This is a genomic window from Nocardia sp. NPDC050435, from assembly GCF_040655395.1.
In the GTDB taxonomy this organism is placed as follows: Bacteria; Actinomycetota; Actinomycetes; order Mycobacteriales; family Mycobacteriaceae; genus Nocardia.
The window spans coordinates 1-16,910 of record NZ_JBFAJW010000005.1; the positions used below are offsets into that span (position 1 = coordinate 1).

Consider the following 16,910-nt stretch of genomic DNA (forward strand, 5'->3'; position numbering starts at 1 on the left):
GCCCGGTCCCATTCCGAACCCGGAAGCTAAGGCCACCTGCGCCGATGGTACTGCACTCGACAGGGTGTGGGAGAGTAGGACACCGCCGGAACATCCTTCACGATAGGGGACCCAGATTCTGGGTCCCCTATCGTCGTTTGGGCACCTTTTGGTCCCATTACGTCGCCGGATCTCGGCCCCCGAGGCGGCACGTGCTTGAATGCAGGGGGCCTGAAGAGCAGCTTTCCCGGAACGTAGAAAGGGATCACCGTGTCCGAGCAGAACGACGGTCGGAAGTCCTTCCGACGCGGCGAGGGCGCCGATCGCCCCTCCCACGGTGGCTCGAGCGGCGGTTCCGGCGAGAAGCGCGGCTTCCGCCGCAACGACTCCGGCAGCGGCGACTCCGCCGGCGGCGCCGAGGGCGGCCGCGGCGGGTTCAGACGCAACTCCGGCTCCGACGACCGGCGCGGTAATGACCGCGGTGGTTTCCAGCGTGACAGCGGCTCCGGCTCGCGCGGCGGCTACAACCGCGGCGGCTCCGACCGCAATGACGATCGCAGCGGCTCCAAACGCGACTCCGGTGGCGGGTTCAACCGCAGCGGCGGCTCGTCCGATCGCGGCGGCTTCAAGCGCGACGGCGGTTCCTCGGATCGCGGTGGCTACAACCGGGGCGGCGACGACCGGGGCGGTTTCAAGCGCAACAGCGATTCCGGCGGCGGCTACAACCGCGGTGGCTCGTCCGATCGAGGCGGCTACAACCGGAGTGAATCCTCCGATCGCGGCGGTTTCAACCGTGGCGGTGATGATCGCGGTGGTTTCAAGCGTGACGGCGGCTCGTCGGATCGGGGCGGCTTCCGGCGCAACAACGATTCCGGTAACCGTGGCAATGACGATCGCGGTGGCTTCAAGCGCGACAGCGATTCGGGCGATCGTGGTTACAACCGTGGCGGTGACGATCGCGGTGGTTTCAAGCGCAATAGTGATTCCGGCGATCGCGGCTACAACCGTGGCGGCGATGATCGCGGTGGTTTCAAGCGCGATGGCGGTTCGAGCGATCGGGGCGGTTACAACCGCAGCGGTTCCTCGGATCGTGGCGGCTTCAACCGTGGTGGTGATGATCGCGGCGGTTTCAAGCGTGACGGTGGTTCGTCCGATCGCGGTGGTTTCAAGCGCAACAGTGATTCGGGCGACCGTGGTTACAACCGTGGTAGTGATGACCGTGGTGGTTTCAAGCGCGACAGTGATTCCGGCGATCGCGGTTTCAACCGTGGTGGTGATGATCGCGGTGGTTTCAAGCGTGACGGTGGTTCGTCCGATCGTGGCGGTTTCAAGCGCAACAGCGATTCCGGGGATCGCGGCTTCAACCGTGGCGGCGGCGAGCGTGGTGGTTTCAAGCGCGACAGCGGCTCGGGCGATCGCGGTTTCAACCGTGGTGGCGATGACCGTGGTGGTTTCAAGCGTGACGGCGATTCCGGGGATCGCGGTTACAACCGCGGTGGCGATGAGCGCGGCGGCTTCGGTCGCGACGATGACTCTCGCGACGGCGGTGGGTTCAAGCGGGGCAAGGATTCCGGTGAGCGCGGTGGATTCAAGCGCGGTGGCTCCGACGAGCGCGGCGGCTCCCGGCGTGACGACCGCGATTCCGGTGACCTCCAGGATCGTCGTCGGGGCGGGGAGGGCAGCCGTGCGGAGGTCGGCGGGCGGAACCTGGATCGTCGGCCGCCTCGGCCGGAAGAGCCGGATCTGCCGGACGACGTGCAGGCTTCCGATCTGGACAACGCGGTTCGGCGCGATCTGCTGACGCTGGACAAGGGCAATGCCGAAACCGTGGCGCGCCATCTCGTGATGGCGGCGCGGTTGATCGACGACGACCCGGCGCTGGCGCTGGCGCACGCTCGGGCCGCCCGGCAGCGGGCCGGACGTATCGCGGTGGTCCGGGAGACCGCCGGTGTCACCGCTTACCACGCGGGTGAATGGGCCGAGGCGCTTTCCGAGCTCCGCACGGCCCGCCGGATGTCCGGTGGTTCGGGCCTGCTGGCCGTCATGGCCGACTGCGAACGTGGTTTGGGCCGGCCCGAGCGGGCCATCGAGCTCGGCCGTAGCGACGAGGCCCGCGAGCTGACCGGTGACGAAGCCATCGAACTGCGCATCGTCGTAGCCGGCGCGCGCATGGACCTCGGCGAATTCGACCAGGCCGTCGTCACCCTGCAAACCCCGGACCTGGATCCGGCCAAGTCGGGCTCCTCCTACGCCCGTCTCTTCTACGCCTACGCCGACGCCCTGGTAGCGGCCGGTCGCACCGACGAGGGCCTCACCTGGTTCCTCAACGCCGCCTCCGCCGACGTCGAGGGCGAAACCGACGCCGAAGAGCGCGCCCAAGAACTCACCGGCGACCTCTGACCCCACTCGACAAGCCCCCTGCGCCCCTCGGCGCAGGGGGCTTGTCGCGTTTCAGGTGCCGACAGCCCGGACAGGCGCCCACCACGGCGGTGAACAGGTCGCCCTTCTCGTTGACCGTGACACGTCCTCGATCGTGCTCCGAAGGAGGCTCATGATGCGCCCACACACGAAATGGATGCGGTGCCTGCGCGGACGGCCCGCGCAACGCCCCGGCTACGGCAATCGCGCAGCTCGGCTGTGCCGTGCGAGTTCTCGCCGCTCATCGTGAAGGCGGCGTTCCAGCAGGAAGTCCAGGTCGGAGTAGGGGGTGCGGCGGCCTGGCGGGAGAATGGTGCTGGGCCCGTGTAAGTTTCGGGCAGCGGCTTCGAAATGGGGTTGCGCGCCGGTGAATTCGTAGCCAAGGTGGGGTGAATCGGTCGTAGAATCGCAGGCGAGGGGTGGTCTCATGATCAAGCGAATGCGGTTGATGCTGGTTGCCGCTTTGTCCGTGCTGGTGGTGGCGTGTGGGGCGGGCGCACCGGCGCCCTCGGGGGTCACGCTGGAGCCGGTGCGGCCGATGCCGCCGCAGGCCACCGAGATCACCAGCGCGCCGAATCAGCGCGGTGATCAATCCTGCGATGCGACAGCGAGTTTGCGGCCCGGTGCCTTGCCGCCGCGCGGTGCGATGCCGGCGGGGAGTTCGATGGCGCAGATCGCCGCGAACGGGCGAGTGCGGGTCGGGGTGGCGCAGGACGGCTACCTGTTCGGGTTCCGGAACCCGCGCACGGGGGTGCTGGAGGGGTTCGACATCGATATCGCCCGGGAGATCGCGCGCGATCTGCTGGGTGATCCCTCGAAGGTGGATCTCGTGCCGTTGAGTTCGGCGGAGCGGATCCCGGCCTTGCGCGGCGGCCGGGTGGATCTGGTGGTGAACACCTTCTCCACGACCTGCGAGCGCAACAAGGAGATCGATTTCTCCGCCGTCTACTACGTTTCCGAGCAGAAGATCCTCGTGGTGAACAGTTCGGGCATCCGCTCGGCCGCAGATCTGGCCGGTAAGCGCGCGTGCAGCGTCACCGGCACCACCTCGCTGGAGCCGCTGTTCGCCCTGCCGAAACCGCCGACGGTGATCGGCATGCAGACCTGGACCGACTGCCTGGTCGCCTTGCAGCAGGGCGCCGCCGACGCGATCAGCACCGACGCGCCGATCCTGCACGGCCTCGCCTTGCAGGACAACAACCTGGAGGTGGTGGGCACTCCGATGGCGTTCGACTCCTACGCGATCGGCATCCCGGACGGCAAGACCGATCTGGTCCGCTTCGTCAACGCCAGCCTGGATCGGATGCGGGCCGACGGCACCTGGCAGGCGCTGTATCAGAAGCATCTGAGTCTGCTCGGTGCCTCGCCGGGCCCGCCGGCCCCGAAGTACAAGGACTGAAAGGCAATCCGGCCCGTTTCCTGTCGGCGCACTGGCGTAGGGTTTTGTGCCGTGGCGCGACTACGAGACGGCTATGAAGCCCTGCTTCTGGACCTGGACGGCACGCTGTACCGGGGCCCGGTGGTGATCGATGGCGCGCCGGCCGCACTGGCCGCGGCCCGGGGCGAGCAGCGGTTGGTTTACGTGACCAATAACGCCAGCCGCGCCCCGGGGACGGTAGCCGAGCACCTGGCCGAGCTGGGGTACCCGGCCACCACCGACGATGTGGTGACCAGCGCGCAGGCCGCCGCCCGGCTGCTCGCCGAGCGTTTGGCCCCCGGTGCGTCGGTGCTGGTGGTGGGTTCCGACGATCTGGCCGCCGAGGTGGACGCGGTCGGTCTGCGGCCGATCCGCCGGTTCAACGGCAGCGCCCCCGCCGCTGTGGTACAGGGACATTCACCACAAACCGGCTGGCCGGATCTGGCGGAGGCCGCCTACGCGCTGAGCGCCGACGCGCTCTGGATCGCCGCCAACACCGACAAGACCTTGCCGAACGAACGCGGCCTGGCGCCGGGCAACGGTTCGATGGTGGCCGCCTTGCGCACCGCGTCCGGCCGCGACCCGATCGTGGCGGGCAAGCCGTTCGCGCCGCTCATGGAGGACGCGCTGGCCCGCGCCGGTACCCGCAGCGCCCTGGTGGTCGGCGACCGCATGGACACCGATATCGAGGGCGCGAACACCGTCGGCCTGGATTCGCTGCTGGTGCTGACGGGCGTCAGCACGCTGGCGGAATTGTCCGATGCGCCGGAGGAGCTGATCCCGACTTTCGTCGCCGATTCGCTGGATGCCCTGAATCACCCGCCGGTCGATTTCGAGCCCGGGGGCGATCTGGCCGAGCGCGTGCGGCGCAATCCGGGCCGCGCGGTTCCGGTGCGCGCCGGGCGTACGCACCCGGTCGGCGGGGCCGAGAGCCGTCCCCCAAGCGGTTCTGAAATCCGATAGCGTTGTCCCCACGATGACTACTCGATTGGACCAGGAATGACGGCCCCGAACGGCCCCCGTCCCGGCGTTCCGCTGCCGGGGCAGCATCTCGCGCCGGGGCGTCCCGAGGCTGCCGATCCCGCGCGGATTCGCGCCGAGATCGACGCGCTGCTCGCCGAGCTGGAGGTGCGGGCCGATGTCTACGATTCGGCCGCGACCAGCGCCGAGTCGGGTGTCGACATCACCCGTCGCGCGCGCATCCTGGAGCAGGCGCACGAGGTGCTGGTGCAGGCGCTCGCCACGGTGGACAAGATCTGAGGTGGCCAAGCGCGCGCGGGTGGACGCCGAACTGGTTCGCCGCGGGTTGGCGCGATCGCGAGAGCACGCGGTCGAGCTGATCGGCGCGGGCCGCGTCCTGATCAACGGTGCGGTGGCGACGAAACCGGCGACCCAGGTCGATCCGGCGGCGCCGCTGCTGGTGCGGGCGGAGGCCGACGAGGTGTCGTGGGCGTCGCGCGGCGCGCACAAGCTGCTGGGCGCGCTGGCGGCGTTCGAACCCGCCGGTCTCACGGTGGCGGGTAAGCGCTGTCTGGACGCGGGCGCGTCCACCGGTGGTTTCACCGATGTGCTGCTGGCCCGCGAGGCGAAAGAGGTGGTCGCGGTCGACGTCGGCTACGGCCAGCTGATCTGGCGGCTGCAGAACGACGACCGGGTGCGGGTCTTCGACCGCACCAATGTGCGCGGCATCACGCCGGAATCCATCGGCGGCACAGTCGAATTGGTGGTGGGCGATCTGTCGTTCATCTCCCTGGCGCTGGTGCTGCCCGCGCTGGCGGCCTGCGCCGCGCCGGGCGCCGACCTGCTGCCGATGGTGAAACCGCAGTTCGAGGTCGGTAAGGAGCGGCTCGGCGCCGGCGGTGTGGTGCGTGATCCGGCGTTGCGCGCGGAAACGGTGCGCGAGGTCGCGGCGGCGGCCGCGGCGCTCGGGTTGCGTACGCTCGGAGCCGTGGCGAGTCCGCTGCCCGGCCCCTCGGGCAATGTCGAGTATTTCTTGTGGCTGCGCAAGGATGGGCAGTTCAGTTATGACGCCGACGAGGTGGCTGCCTTGGTCGAGCGTGCGGTCGAGGAGGGTCCACAGTGAGCGCGGAGCCGGCGGGCCGGGAAATTCTGCTGATCTCGCATCCCGGCCGGGCCGAGATCATCGAGACAGCGCATCGGGTCGCGAAGATCTTCGCCGATGCCGGGATCGGGTTGCGGGTGCTGGCCGACGAGGCCGACAGCACCCGCTTCGAGTGCGAGGATCCCACCCGGGATGTGCTGGCTCTGGCCGAGCCGGGCGGGTATCCGGCCAAGGTCGTCGACCACTGCCCGGACGCGGCGGTGGGCTGCGAGATGGTGCTGGTGCTCGGCGGCGACGGCACCTTCCTGCGCGCCGCGGAGCTGGCGCGCCCGGCGGCGGTGCCGGTGCTGGGAATCAACCTGGGCCGCATCGGTTTTCTCACCGAGGCCGAGGCCGAGCACCTGGACGAGGCGCTGGCCCAGGTGGTGCGCGGTGATTACCGCATCGAGCAGCGCATGACCATCGATCTCACCGTCCGGGTGGACGACGAGATCGTCGAAACCGGTTGGGCGCTCAACGAAGCCAGCATCGAGAACGCCGCGCGCATGGGCGTGCTGGAGGTGGTGCTCGAGGTCGACGGCCGCCCGGTGTCCTCGTTCGGTTGCGACGGCATCCTGGTCTCCACCCCGACGGGGTCGACGGCCTACGCCTTCTCCGCGGGCGGTCCGGTGGTGTGGCCGGAACTGGAAGCGCTGCTGGTGATTCCGAGCAACGCCCATGCCCTGTTCGCGCGCCCGCTGGTGACCAGCCCGGATTCGCGGATCGCGGTCGAGGCGGTGGCGACGGGGCACGATGCGATAGTTTTCCTGGACGGCAGGCGCACGATGGCCCTGCCGCGCGGGGGCCGGGTGGAAGCGGTCCGCGGCGCCGAGCCGGTGCGTTGGGTGCGGTTGGATTCCGCCCCGTTCGCGGACCGGATGGTGCGCAAGTTCCAATTGCCCGTAACCGGCTGGCGTGGCCGACGGCGAACGGAGAGCACGAATGCTGACCGAGATCAGGATTGACGGCTTAGGCGTCATATCTACTGCCACAGCACAATTCCACGAGGGCCTGACGGTGCTCACGGGTGAGACGGGCGCGGGTAAGACCATGGTCGTCACCAGCCTGCACCTGCTCAGCGGCGCCAGGGCCGACGCGGGCCGGGTGCGGCTGGGCGCCGCGCGGGCGGTGGTGGAGGGCCGGTTCACGGTCGAGGACGTCAACGACGCGGCCCGCGCCGAGGTCGGCGAGGTGCTGGAGGCGGCCGCGGCCCGTGCCGACGACGACGGCAGCGTCATCGCGATAAGAACCGTCGGCAGCGACGGGCGTTCCCGCGCGCACCTGGGTGGGCGCAGCGTGCCCGCCTCGGTGCTCGCCGATTTCAGCGCGCCGCTGCTCACCGTGCACGGCCAGAACGATCAGCTCCGGTTGCAGCGGCCCGAGCAGCAGCTCGCCGCGCTCGACCAGTTCGCCGGCGACACCGTCGGGCCGCTGCTGCGCAAATACGGTGTGGCCCGGCGGTCGTGGCTGGACGCCCGTTCGGAACTGCTGGAGCGCACCGCGCGCAGCCGTGAGCTGGCGCTGGAAGCCGATCGGCTGCAGTACGCGCTCAACGAGATCGACGCCGTCGCCCCGGAGCCGGGCGAGGACAAGCGCATCCTGGACGAGGTGCGCCGGCTCAGTGATCTGGATTCGCTGCGCGAGGCCGCCGCTACCGCGCACGACGCGCTCGCCGGTCCCGCCGACGCACCGGAGGACAATTCGGGTGCGCTGGCCGCGCTCGGCTTGGCCCGCGCCCGCATCGAGACCTCCGACGATCCGAAGCTGACCGCGCTCACGCCGCGCCTGGAGGACGCCATCGCGGTGGTCGTGGACGTGACCACCGAGCTGAGCAGCTACCTCTCCGACCTGCCCTCGGATCCGGGCGCGCTGGATTCGCTGCTCAATCGTCAGGCCGAGCTGAAGGGCCTGACCCGCAAGTACGCCTCCGATGTCGACGGGGTCATCGCCTGGGCCGAGGACGCCCGCACCCGGCTCGGCTCGCTGGACGTCTCGGAGGAGGCGCTGGCGAAGCTGGCCGCCGAGGTCGACATCGCCGCCGAGCGGGTCCGGGAGGCGGCCAAGAAGCTGACCACCGCGCGCAGCAAATCGGCGGGCAAACTCGCCTCCGCGGTCAGCGCGGAGCTGGGCGGGCTGGCGATGGGCAAGGCGCGGCTGGAGGTCGAGGTCCGTCCGGTGCTCGCGGGCCCGCAGGATTCCGCGCCGCTGACCGTCGGCGGCAAGGAGTTGCACGCCGGTCCGGCGGGTGTGGACGAGGTGGAGTTCCGGTTGTCCGCGCATTCCGGGGCGCAGTCGCTGCCGTTGAGCAAGAGCGCGTCCGGTGGTGAGCTCTCGCGGGTGATGCTGGCGCTGGAGGTGGTGCTGGCGAGTTCGGATCACGGCGCCACCATGGTGTTCGACGAGGTGGACGCGGGTGTCGGCGGTCGCGCGGCGGTGGAGATCGGCAAGCGCCTGGCTCGGCTGGCGCGCACGCACCAGGTCATCGTGGTGACGCATCTGCCCCAGGTCGCGGCCTTCGCGGACACGCACCTGGTGGTCGACAAGTCCGATGACGGCAAGGGCAAGGTGAACAGCGGGGTGCGGGCGCTGACCAAGGACGAGCGCGTCATCGAACTGGCCCGTATGCTGGCCGGTCTGGACGACACCGAGACCGGGCGCGCGCACGCGGAGGAGCTGCTGGATACGGCGCGCGCCGAGCGGGCGAGCGTCTAGCGAAAGCGCGGGGCAATACCGTGCGGTATTGCCCCGAACGCAATTCTTGTCGCGTTTAACGCAGCGCTTTCTTGGCGCCGCCCAGGAATTGGTTGATCAGCGTGCGCAGTCCGAGTTCGAGCACCTTGGCCGGCACCGGCAGGCTCGGCTCGGATTCCATCGTGTAATTCACGACGGTGCTGTTGTTGTCGGCGTCGGCGAAGGTGATGGTGCCGACGTGGCGCTTCACCGGGGCCCCGGCGACGATCTTGTATTCCATCCGCTCGTTCGGCACCAGCTGTGTGGTCTCCTCGGTGATGCCGAGGCCGCCGACGCCGATCAGGTACTGCGCGCCGACGCCGGCGGCGGCGCCCGCACCCGGCTTCTTCAGCGTGAAGTTCACGACCGGCAGGTAGGGGGTGATGCCGTCGCGTTCGGCGAAGAACTTGTAGACGACGTCGCGGGGGGCCGCGATGACGGTCTCGACCGTGCTGGTAACCATGGCGCAATCTCCTGTTCGAACTGTCTGTGACGGAAGCATATAGGTACCGATCACGGGCGCCGTGACCTCGGGCACCCCCGGCCTTCTCGACTTTCGCGCACCCGCCCCTCCGGTTATGCTCATGCCCGATTTTGAAACTGCCTGGCGTCCTGCATTTTTGGCGGAAGATCGGAATTTGTCACAGTCATCCAATCCCGACGGCGAGCTATACCGCCCCGCCGCGCCGGGCCCGCGATTGCCCTATCGAACGCTGCTGATCAGCGCCGGTGTCAGCGCCCTGGTGATCGCCGTGGCGGTGCTCGCGGCGCCCGCCGATTTCCGCGTCCCGCTGCTGGTCGGCACCGTGCTCGTGGCGCTGCTGGTCTGCGCGAGCCTGACCGCGGCGGTGTACTTCCGCGAGGAGACCCAGCGCATCCGCCGGGCCGCCGCGACCGCCAACGCCGACGCCGCCGCGATCATCGCGGCCGCCAACGAGGCCACCACCAAGCAGGCCTGGGACATCAAGAACAGCGAGAACCGCCGCGCCGCCGCGATGGCCGCGTTCGCCGGCGCCGCGGGCCGGATGCAGGCGATGACCACCTCGATGCTGGCCGAGCTGCGCGAGATGGAGCACCGGCACGCCGACCCGAAAGTGCTCGCCGACCTGCTCGAACTGGATCACCGCACGGCCCAGGCGGGGCGCCTGGCCGACAGCATCGCCGTGCTCAGCGGCGCTCGCACCGGCCGCCGGTGGGCCAAACCGATTGCGATGGAATCGATTCTGCGCGGCGCGATGGGCCGGGTCGCGGGCTACCAGCGGGTGCGCCTGCGCGCGGTCGCCGAGATCGCGGTCGCCGGTCACGCCGCCGAGGGCCTGATGCACACCCTGGCCGAACTGCTCGACAACGCCTGCAACTTCTCCCCGCCCACCACCGAGGTGCACGTCTACGCCGCCGAGGTCCCGGCGGGCGTGGTGCTCACCATCGAGGACTCCGGCCTGGTGATGAGTGAATCGGCGCTGCGCCGCGCCGAGCAGGCGGTGTCCGGGCAGGGCGCGGATCAGCGCGGCGCGGACCTGTCCTCGCTCACCGGCACCCGGCTGGGTCTGGCCGTGGTCGGGCACCTGGCCCGCAAGCACGGGCTGACCGTGTCCTATCGCCCCTCGGCCATCGGCGGCACCGCCGTGGTCGTGGTGGTGCCGCGCGATCTCACCACCCGCCTGGAACGCACCACCGCGCCGATGACGGCGCTGACGCCGCCGACCACCGGCCGCAACCGCATCGTCGAGACGCCCGAACCCGCGCCCGCCGCGCCGGAGCCGTTGCCGGTGGGCACCGAAACCACCTCCGGCGTGGTCGATTCCGGGCTGCCGAAGCGCCGCCGCGGCTCCACGCTGGCCGCGGTGCATCCCGAGGGCCTGCCCGATACCCGGCTGGAGCCGACGCCTCCGCCGCCGGTGTCGCGGCCGTCGGCCTTCGGCGCGTTCCAGCGCGCTGTGGCGCCGCGCGAACCGAATCCGGATCTTTCCTCGAACAGCAACGGCGCTGACGCTCGACCCTCTGCCCCTTCTGTCGCGCTGGAGAACGAACATTGACAACAACCGTGCCGTCACAGCTGGGCTGGCTGCTGGAACAACTGCTGACCCGTACCCATGGAACCCGTCACGCGCTGCTGCTCTCCGGTGACGGCCTGAAGATCTGCCACACACCGGAACTGGGCACCGACAGCGCCGATCAGCTGGCCGCCATCGCGGCCGGCATCCAGAGCCTCGCGCACGGCGCCTCCGTCGAGTTCGGTAACGGCCGCGGCGGCGTGCGCCAGTCCATGACCGAGTTCTACGGCGGCATCCTGTTCGTCGTCGAGGCCGGGATGGGCGCGCACATCGCGGTCGTCGCGAGCGAGGACGCCGACGCCGGGCTGATCGGGCACAACATGCGGGAGCTGGTCGAGCAGCTCGGCCACTATCTCGCCGCGCAGCCGCGGGTCGGATCGGCGCGCTGATGACCCGGCCCGGCCGTCCGGGACGTGACGACGACCCGGACCGGCTCTACACCCTGACCGGTGGCCGCAGCAAGCCCGACTCCGACAGCTTCGACCTGGTCACCCTGGTGGTCACCGAATCGGATCCGACGCCGGGCATGCAGTCCGAGCACGTGTCGATCCTGCGGATGTGCGCCGCGCCGACCGCGGTCGTCGAGATCGCGGCGGAGCTGCGCCTGCCGGTCGGCATCGCGACCATCCTGCTCTCCGATCTGCTGGACATGGGCAAGATCACCGTGCGGCATCCACATGCGGCGCCGAGTTCGCCTGGCGCGCCGTGGACTTCGCTGCCGGACGCCTCCACACTCGAGAAGGTGCTCGTTGGACTTCGCAAGCTCTGATCTGCGGCCCGCCCGGGCCGACGCGCCCCTGGCCGCTTCCACCAGTCAGGGGTTGAAGATCGTCATCGTCGGCGGCTTCGGGGTGGGCAAGACCACGCTGGTGCGCGCGGTCAGCGAGATCCGCCCGCTCGACACCGAGGCGACGATGACCCAGAGCAGCGTCGGCATCGACGATCTGAGCGCGGTGCGCGGAAAGTCCACCACCACGGTCGCTTTCGACTTCGGCCGGATCTCCATCGACGACGAGCACGTGCTGTATCTGTTCGGCGCGCCGGGCCAGGAGCGGTTCTGGTTCCTGTGGGACCGGCTCTTCGCCGGCGCGCTGGGCGCCATCGTGCTGGTGGACCAGCGCCGCATCGCCGATTCCTGGTACGCCATCGATCGGCTGGAATCGATGGGGACGCCGTTCATCGTGGCGTGCAACAACTTCGGCGGTGGGCACCGCCTCGAGGACGTCCGCGACGCGCTGGATCTGGACCCGCGGGTGCCGCTGGTCGAGTGCGACGCCCGGTCCCGCGAGTCCGGCAAAGGGGTGCTGATCACCCTGGTCGAGCATCTCTACGCAGCTAGGGAGGAATTCGTCCGATGACGTCGAGCCATTCCGGAGACATCGCGTTCACCGGCGATCCGGCGCCCTCGGGCTGCCCGGTGCAGCACGATTCCGGCGCGGTTCCGTTGAGCGGCCCGCGTTTTCACACCGATCCGCATCAGCTCTACCGGGAGATGCGCCGCGAGCACGGGCCGGTCGTCTCGGTCGAGTTGCCCGGCGGCATCCCGGCCTGGCTGGTCGTCGGCTATCGCGAGTTGCATCAGGTGACCAGCGATCCGGATCTGTTCCCGCGCGATGTCGGCCTGTGGAACCAGTGGCCGAACATTCCCGAGGACTGGCCGCTGCTGCCGATGGTCGGTCAGCCCATGCCCTCGATCTATTTCACCGCCGGGGCCGAGCACCGCCGCCATGTGTCGATGGTGGAACCGGCGCTGGAGTCGGTGGATCCGTTCGAACTGCGCCGCGTCTGCGAGGACATCGCCGACCGGCTGATCGATGGTTTCTGCGGTCGCGGGTCGGCCGAGATCGTCGGCGACTACGCCGAGCCGCTGCCGGTGCTGGTGCTGGCGCAGATCATGGGTTTCCCGGAGGCCGAGGGCCCGGAGCTGGCCTGGGTGATGAAGACCTTCACCGACGGCGGCGCCGACGCCCGGCAGGCGCACCTGCGTTTCGCCGAGCTGTGCGGAAAGCTGATGGCCACCAAGAAGGCCGTGCCGGGCAACGACCTGACCTCGCGCATGCTGGCGCATCCGGAGCCGTTCTCGGATCAGGAATACGTCATGGACATCATGGCGGTCACCGCCGCCGGTTATCTGCCCACCGCGGACTGGATCGGGAACTCGGTGCGGCTCATGCTCACCGACGACCGCTTCGCCGCCGCGCTGGGCGGCGGCCGGCGCAGTGTCGGGCAGGCGATGAACGAGGTGCTGTGGGAGGACACCCCCACCCAGATCCTGGCCGGGCGCTGGGCCGCGCGCGACACCCGCCTCGCCGACAAGATCATTCGCGCCGGTGATCTGCTGCTGCTGGGCCTGGGCGCGGCCAACGCCGATCCGCATGTGCGCCAGCATGTCTCGGTGAACACCGAACCGGCGCACGCCGGCAACAGCGCGCATTTCTCCTTCAGTTACGGCGAATATCGCTGCCCGTTCCCGGCGCAGCAGATCGCCGAGATCATCGCCCGGACCGGAATCGAAGTGCTGCTGGACCGGCTGCCCGACATCGATCTCGCCGTCCCCGTTCAGACCCTGGTGCGCCGTCCCTCCGCGTTCCTGCGCGGAATGACTTCGCTACCAGTTCTTTTCACCCCGGTACGTGCTGTTGGAGGGACGCTGTAATGCGGGAATGCCCACATCTGGAGACGATTGCCATCGACCCGATGGTCGGTGACCTCACAGGGGAGACCACGCGCCTGCGCGCGGCCGGTCGCCTGGCCAAGATCGACCTGCTCGGCGTCCCGGTCTGGACGGTGACCGAGCACGCGCTGGCCCGCCAGCTGCTCACCGACACCCGGTTGATCAAGGACATCAACGGCTGGTCGCTGTGGACCAACGGCGTGGTCACCACCCAGTGGCCGCTGATCGGCATGATCCTGGTCGACCGCTCGATGTTCAGCGTGGACGGCCCGGAGCACCGGCGACTACGCCTGAAGACCACCCAGGCGCTGAGCCGCAAGCGGCTCGAGGACCTGCGCCCGACCATCGAGTCCATCACCGCCGAGTTGCTGGACGATCTGGAGAAGGCCGGCGAGGCCGGCGTCGTCGATCTGAAGACGGTGTTCGCCTACCCGCTGCCCATGCGGGTCATCGGCAAGCTCATGGGGGTGAACCCGGCCGACGAGAATCTGCTGCTGGGCTGGTACAAGAAGTTCTTCTCGGTGATGACCCCGCAGGACGAGCGCTTGCGCGTCATCGGCGAACTCGACGTCTACTTCACCGAGATGGTGCGGGCGAAGACCGCGACCCCGGGCGACGACCTCACCTCCGCGCTGATCCAGGCGACCGACGGCGGCGAACCGCTGACCGAGGCCGAAGTGATCGGCAACCTGAAGGCGCTGGTGGCAGCGGGCCACGAAACCACCGTCAGCCTGCTGGTCAACGCGGTGCGCGCGTTGCTCGCCCATCCCGAGCAGCTGGCCGCCCTGCACAGCGGCGACCGCGAGTGGGCCGCGGCGATCGAGGAGACGCTGCGCTTCGACGGCCCGGTGAGCCACCTGCTGATGCGTTTCGCCACCGAGGACATCACCATCGGCGACCTGGTGATCGAGAAGGGCGACGGCGTGGTGATGTCCTACCGGGCCATCGGCCGCGACACCGACCTGCACGGTGCCGACGCCGACGAGTTCGATCTCACCCGGCCGACCGCGCCGCGCAACATGTCCTTCGGCTACGGCCCGCACATCTGCCCGGGGGCAGCGCTGGCCCGGCTGGAGGCCGCGATCGCGCTGCCGGCACTGTTCGCCCGCTTCCCGGAGCTGCGGCTCGCGGTACCCGACGGTGACCTGTCGAACCTGCCGGTGATGACCCAGAACGACTTGGCGGCGTTTCCGATTCACCTGGGTAATTAAGGCGCGACCTGGGCCAATGGTCGGCGCGCCTCCCCCCACAGCTCCGCGATAGTGAACATCATCGGCCTATGAAGATGTTGGCGCTGTTGTCGAGGAACACCGAAACGCTACCCGGTCTGACCGGTGTGGCCCGGGTGGATCGCAACACCCGGCGTCTGCTGCGGCGGGTCGGTCCGGGCGATGTCGTCGTGCTCGACGAACTCGATCTGGACCGGCTGACCGCCGATCGGCTCGTCGCGGCCGGAGTGTGCGCGGTGATCAACACCGCGCCCTCGATCTCCGGCCGCTACCCCAATCTCGGCCCGGAAACGCTGGTGGCCAACGGGATCCTGCTGCTGGACACCGCCTGCCCGGACGTCTTCGGCCGGATCAAGGACGGCACCAAGATCCGCATCGACGGCGGCGTCGTCTACGCCGACAAGCTGACCAAGAAGGACCCGGAGGTCCTGTTCGAGGGCGTTCAGCTCACCGACGCGCTGATCATCGAGCGCATGGTCGAGGCGAGAACCGGGCTGGCCGATCATCTGGAGGCGTTCGCGGGCAACGCGATCGAGTTCATCCGCACCGAGAGCCCGCTGCTGATCGACGGCGTGGGCATTCCGCAGTTGCAGTTGTCGATGAAGGACCGGCACGTGGTGGTGGTGGCCGACGGGCCCGGGCACGCGGCCGATCTCAGAGCGCTCAAGCCCTTCGTCAAGGAGTACGCCCCGGTCATGGTCGGGGTCGGCGCGGGCGCGGACACCCTGGTCAAGCAGGGGTATCAGCCGGATCTGATCGTCGGGGATCCCGAGGAGATCAGCACCGCCACCTTGAAATCCGGCGCCGAGGTGATCCTGCCCGCCGACACCGACGGCCACGCCCGCGGTCTGGAGCGCATCCAGGATCTCGGCATCGGGGCCACCACCTTCCCCTCCTCGGGCGCACCCGCCGACCTGGCGCTGCTGCTGGCCGGGCATCACGACGCCGCGCTGATCGTCACCGCCGGCGCGCCCGCCTCGCTCGACGACTTCTTCGACGCCGGTCGCCGCGAGAGCTGCCCGGCCACCTTCCTGACCCGGCTCAAGCTGGGCACCAAGCTCATGGACGCGAAAGCGGTCGCGACGCTGTATCGCAGCCGGATGTCCGGGGTGGCGATCTCGATGGTGGTCCTGGCCGCGCTGATCGCGATCATCGTGGTGCTGCTCGCCTCGAATTCGACCGGGGAACTGGTCGACTGGGTGGGCGCCACCTGGGACCGCGGCCTGTTCTGGGCGCGCGACACCGTCGACGGCCTGCTCTGAGACAACCGGCTCGAACCCCCAGCAACGGAGGATCATGATTTCGGTTCGGCAGCACCTGATCTCGATCGTCGGCATTTTCCTCGCGCTCGCCATCGGCGTGGTGCTGGGTTCGCAGACCCTGGCCGCGGACATGCTCACCGGGCTGCGTTCGGACAAGACCGAACTGCGCCAGCAGGTCGATCAGCTTTCCGAGCGGAACCGTCGTCAAGCCGAGGAACTCGAGGCCGCCGACCGGTTCGTCGCCGGATCGGCGGGCCAGATCCTGAAAGGTGCGCTCGCCGACCGGACCGTCACCGTGTTCACCACCCCGGACGCCGATCCCGCCGACGTGGAGGCGCTGACCCGCGACCTGGACACCGCGGGTGCGGCGATCACCGGGCGGATCGCGCTGACCGAGGCGTTCCTCGACGCGAGCGAGGGCGATCGGATGCGCACCTCGCTCACCAATGTGATCCCGGCCGGCGCGCAACTGCGGACCGGTTCGGTCGATCAGGCCAGTCTCGCCGGTGACCTGCTCGGGCTGGTGCTGCTGCTCGACCCGGCCAATCCGCAGCCCCGCAGCACGCCGGAGGAACTGGCGCTGGTGCTGGAGACCTTGCGCGGCGGCGGCTTCCTCGCCTACGGCGACACCCCGGCCCGGCCCGCCCAGCTCGCCCTCGTCATCACCGGCAACGGCGCGCGGGCGGGGGAGAACAACCAGGGCGACAACATCGCCCGCTTCGCCGGCGCCCTGCGCGCCCGCAGTTCGGGCACCGTCCTCGCGGGCCGCACCGGCGCCGCCGAGGGCCCCGGCCCGATCGCGAAACTGCGCGCCGACTCGGTCCTGGCCACCACCGTCACCACCGTCGACCACCTCGACCGCGCCATCGGCCGCCTCACCACCGTGCTGGGCCTGTCCGAACAGCTCAACGGCGGCTCGGGCCGCTACGGCACCGGCGCCCAGGCCACCTCCCTCACCTTCGCCGCCCCACCCCGGTAGCCCACGCCGCGGCGGTCCCGAAGCCGTTCCGGATGCCCGGTGCCGGTGCTCGGAGGCCGTGTTAATC

At 69.6% G+C, this 16,910-nt stretch carries 15 protein-coding genes, 1 rRNA gene and 1 pseudogene; 16 read left to right on the forward strand and 1 reads right to left on the reverse strand.

Going from position 1 to position 16,910, the window contains the following annotated elements; genetic code table 11:
* From rrf to recN, 8 genes and pseudogenes are all read left to right on the forward strand, one after another.
* Positions 1–91 (forward strand): 5S ribosomal RNA (gene rrf, locus AB0I43_RS15935); the annotation flags it as partial.
* A 1,469-nt stretch (positions 92–1,560) separates the two neighbouring features.
* A pseudogene (locus AB0I43_RS15940) lies at positions 1,561–2,379 on the forward strand (hypothetical protein); the annotation flags it as partial.
* A 445-nt stretch (positions 2,380–2,824) separates the two neighbouring features.
* A complete protein-coding gene (locus tag AB0I43_RS15945; protein WP_357432299.1) occupies positions 2,825–3,796 on the forward strand; it encodes a glutamate ABC transporter substrate-binding protein in 972 nt (323 codons plus the stop codon).
* Positions 3,797–3,847: 51 nt separating this feature from the next.
* A complete protein-coding gene (locus tag AB0I43_RS15950) occupies positions 3,848–4,777 on the forward strand; it encodes an HAD-IIA family hydrolase (RefSeq protein WP_357432301.1) in 930 nt (309 codons plus the stop codon).
* A gap of 36 nt (positions 4,778–4,813) precedes the next feature.
* Entirely contained in the window at positions 4,814–5,074 is a 261-nt protein-coding gene (locus tag AB0I43_RS15955; RefSeq protein WP_357432303.1) for a hypothetical protein, read from the forward strand.
* Position 5,075: 1 nt separating this feature from the next.
* A complete protein-coding gene (locus AB0I43_RS15960) occupies positions 5,076–5,897 on the forward strand; it encodes a TlyA family RNA methyltransferase (RefSeq protein ID WP_357432305.1) in 822 nt (273 codons plus the stop codon).
* Positions 5,894–6,880 carry an NAD kinase gene (locus AB0I43_RS15965; protein ID WP_356979617.1) on the forward strand — a complete coding sequence of 329 codons (987 nt, stop codon included), beginning with the start codon at positions 5,894–5,896 and terminating at the stop codon, positions 6,878–6,880. The genes AB0I43_RS15960 and AB0I43_RS15965 overlap by 4 nt, the downstream gene beginning before the upstream one ends.
* Complete coding sequence (recN, locus tag AB0I43_RS15970; RefSeq protein WP_357432307.1) at positions 6,858–8,627, forward strand: DNA repair protein RecN; 1,770 nt, start codon at positions 6,858–6,860, stop codon at positions 8,625–8,627. The genes AB0I43_RS15965 and recN overlap by 23 nt, the downstream gene beginning before the upstream one ends.
* 55 nt (positions 8,628–8,682) lie before the next feature.
* Here recN and AB0I43_RS15975 read toward each other — a convergent pair whose 3' ends face one another.
* On the reverse strand, positions 8,683–9,108 hold the full coding sequence (locus AB0I43_RS15975; protein WP_356979615.1) for an SRPBCC family protein: 426 nt from the start codon (positions 9,106–9,108) through the stop codon (positions 8,683–8,685).
* 175 nt (positions 9,109–9,283) lie between these two features.
* On the opposite strand from AB0I43_RS15975, the gene AB0I43_RS15980 reads away from it, so the two are divergent.
* From AB0I43_RS15980 to AB0I43_RS16015, 8 genes are all read left to right on the forward strand, one after another.
* Positions 9,284–10,681, forward strand: coding sequence for an ATP-binding protein (locus AB0I43_RS15980; protein ID WP_357432309.1), 1,398 nt, complete (start codon positions 9,284–9,286; stop codon positions 10,679–10,681).
* Positions 10,678–11,088, forward strand: coding sequence for a roadblock/LC7 domain-containing protein (locus AB0I43_RS15985; RefSeq protein ID WP_356979613.1), 411 nt, complete (start codon positions 10,678–10,680; stop codon positions 11,086–11,088). Before AB0I43_RS15980 ends, AB0I43_RS15985 begins: the two co-directional genes overlap by 4 nt.
* Positions 11,088–11,468: a DUF742 domain-containing protein gene (locus AB0I43_RS15990; RefSeq protein ID WP_356979612.1), complete on the forward strand. Its 381-nt coding sequence runs from the start codon at positions 11,088–11,090 to the stop codon at positions 11,466–11,468. Before AB0I43_RS15985 ends, AB0I43_RS15990 begins: the two co-directional genes overlap by 1 nt.
* Positions 11,469–11,496: 28 nt before the next feature.
* Complete coding sequence (locus AB0I43_RS15995) at positions 11,497–12,057, forward strand: ATP/GTP-binding protein (RefSeq protein ID WP_356979637.1); 561 nt, start codon at positions 11,497–11,499, stop codon at positions 12,055–12,057.
* On the forward strand, positions 12,054–13,355 hold the full coding sequence (locus tag AB0I43_RS16000) for a cytochrome P450 (protein WP_357432310.1): 1,302 nt from the start codon (positions 12,054–12,056) through the stop codon (positions 13,353–13,355). The genes AB0I43_RS15995 and AB0I43_RS16000 overlap by 4 nt, the downstream gene beginning before the upstream one ends.
* Positions 13,355–14,584: a cytochrome P450 gene (locus AB0I43_RS16005; RefSeq protein WP_357432312.1), complete on the forward strand. Its 1,230-nt coding sequence runs from the start codon at positions 13,355–13,357 to the stop codon at positions 14,582–14,584. The genes AB0I43_RS16000 and AB0I43_RS16005 overlap by 1 nt, the downstream gene beginning before the upstream one ends.
* A 68-nt stretch (positions 14,585–14,652) precedes the next feature.
* Positions 14,653–15,864, forward strand: a complete 1,212-nt coding sequence (steA, locus tag AB0I43_RS16010; protein WP_356979607.1) for a putative cytokinetic ring protein SteA — start codon at positions 14,653–14,655, stop codon at positions 15,862–15,864.
* 34 nt (positions 15,865–15,898) lie between these two features.
* Positions 15,899–16,843: a copper transporter gene (locus AB0I43_RS16015; RefSeq protein WP_357432314.1), complete on the forward strand. Its 945-nt coding sequence runs from the start codon at positions 15,899–15,901 to the stop codon at positions 16,841–16,843.
* Positions 16,844–16,910 lie beyond the last annotated feature (67 nt).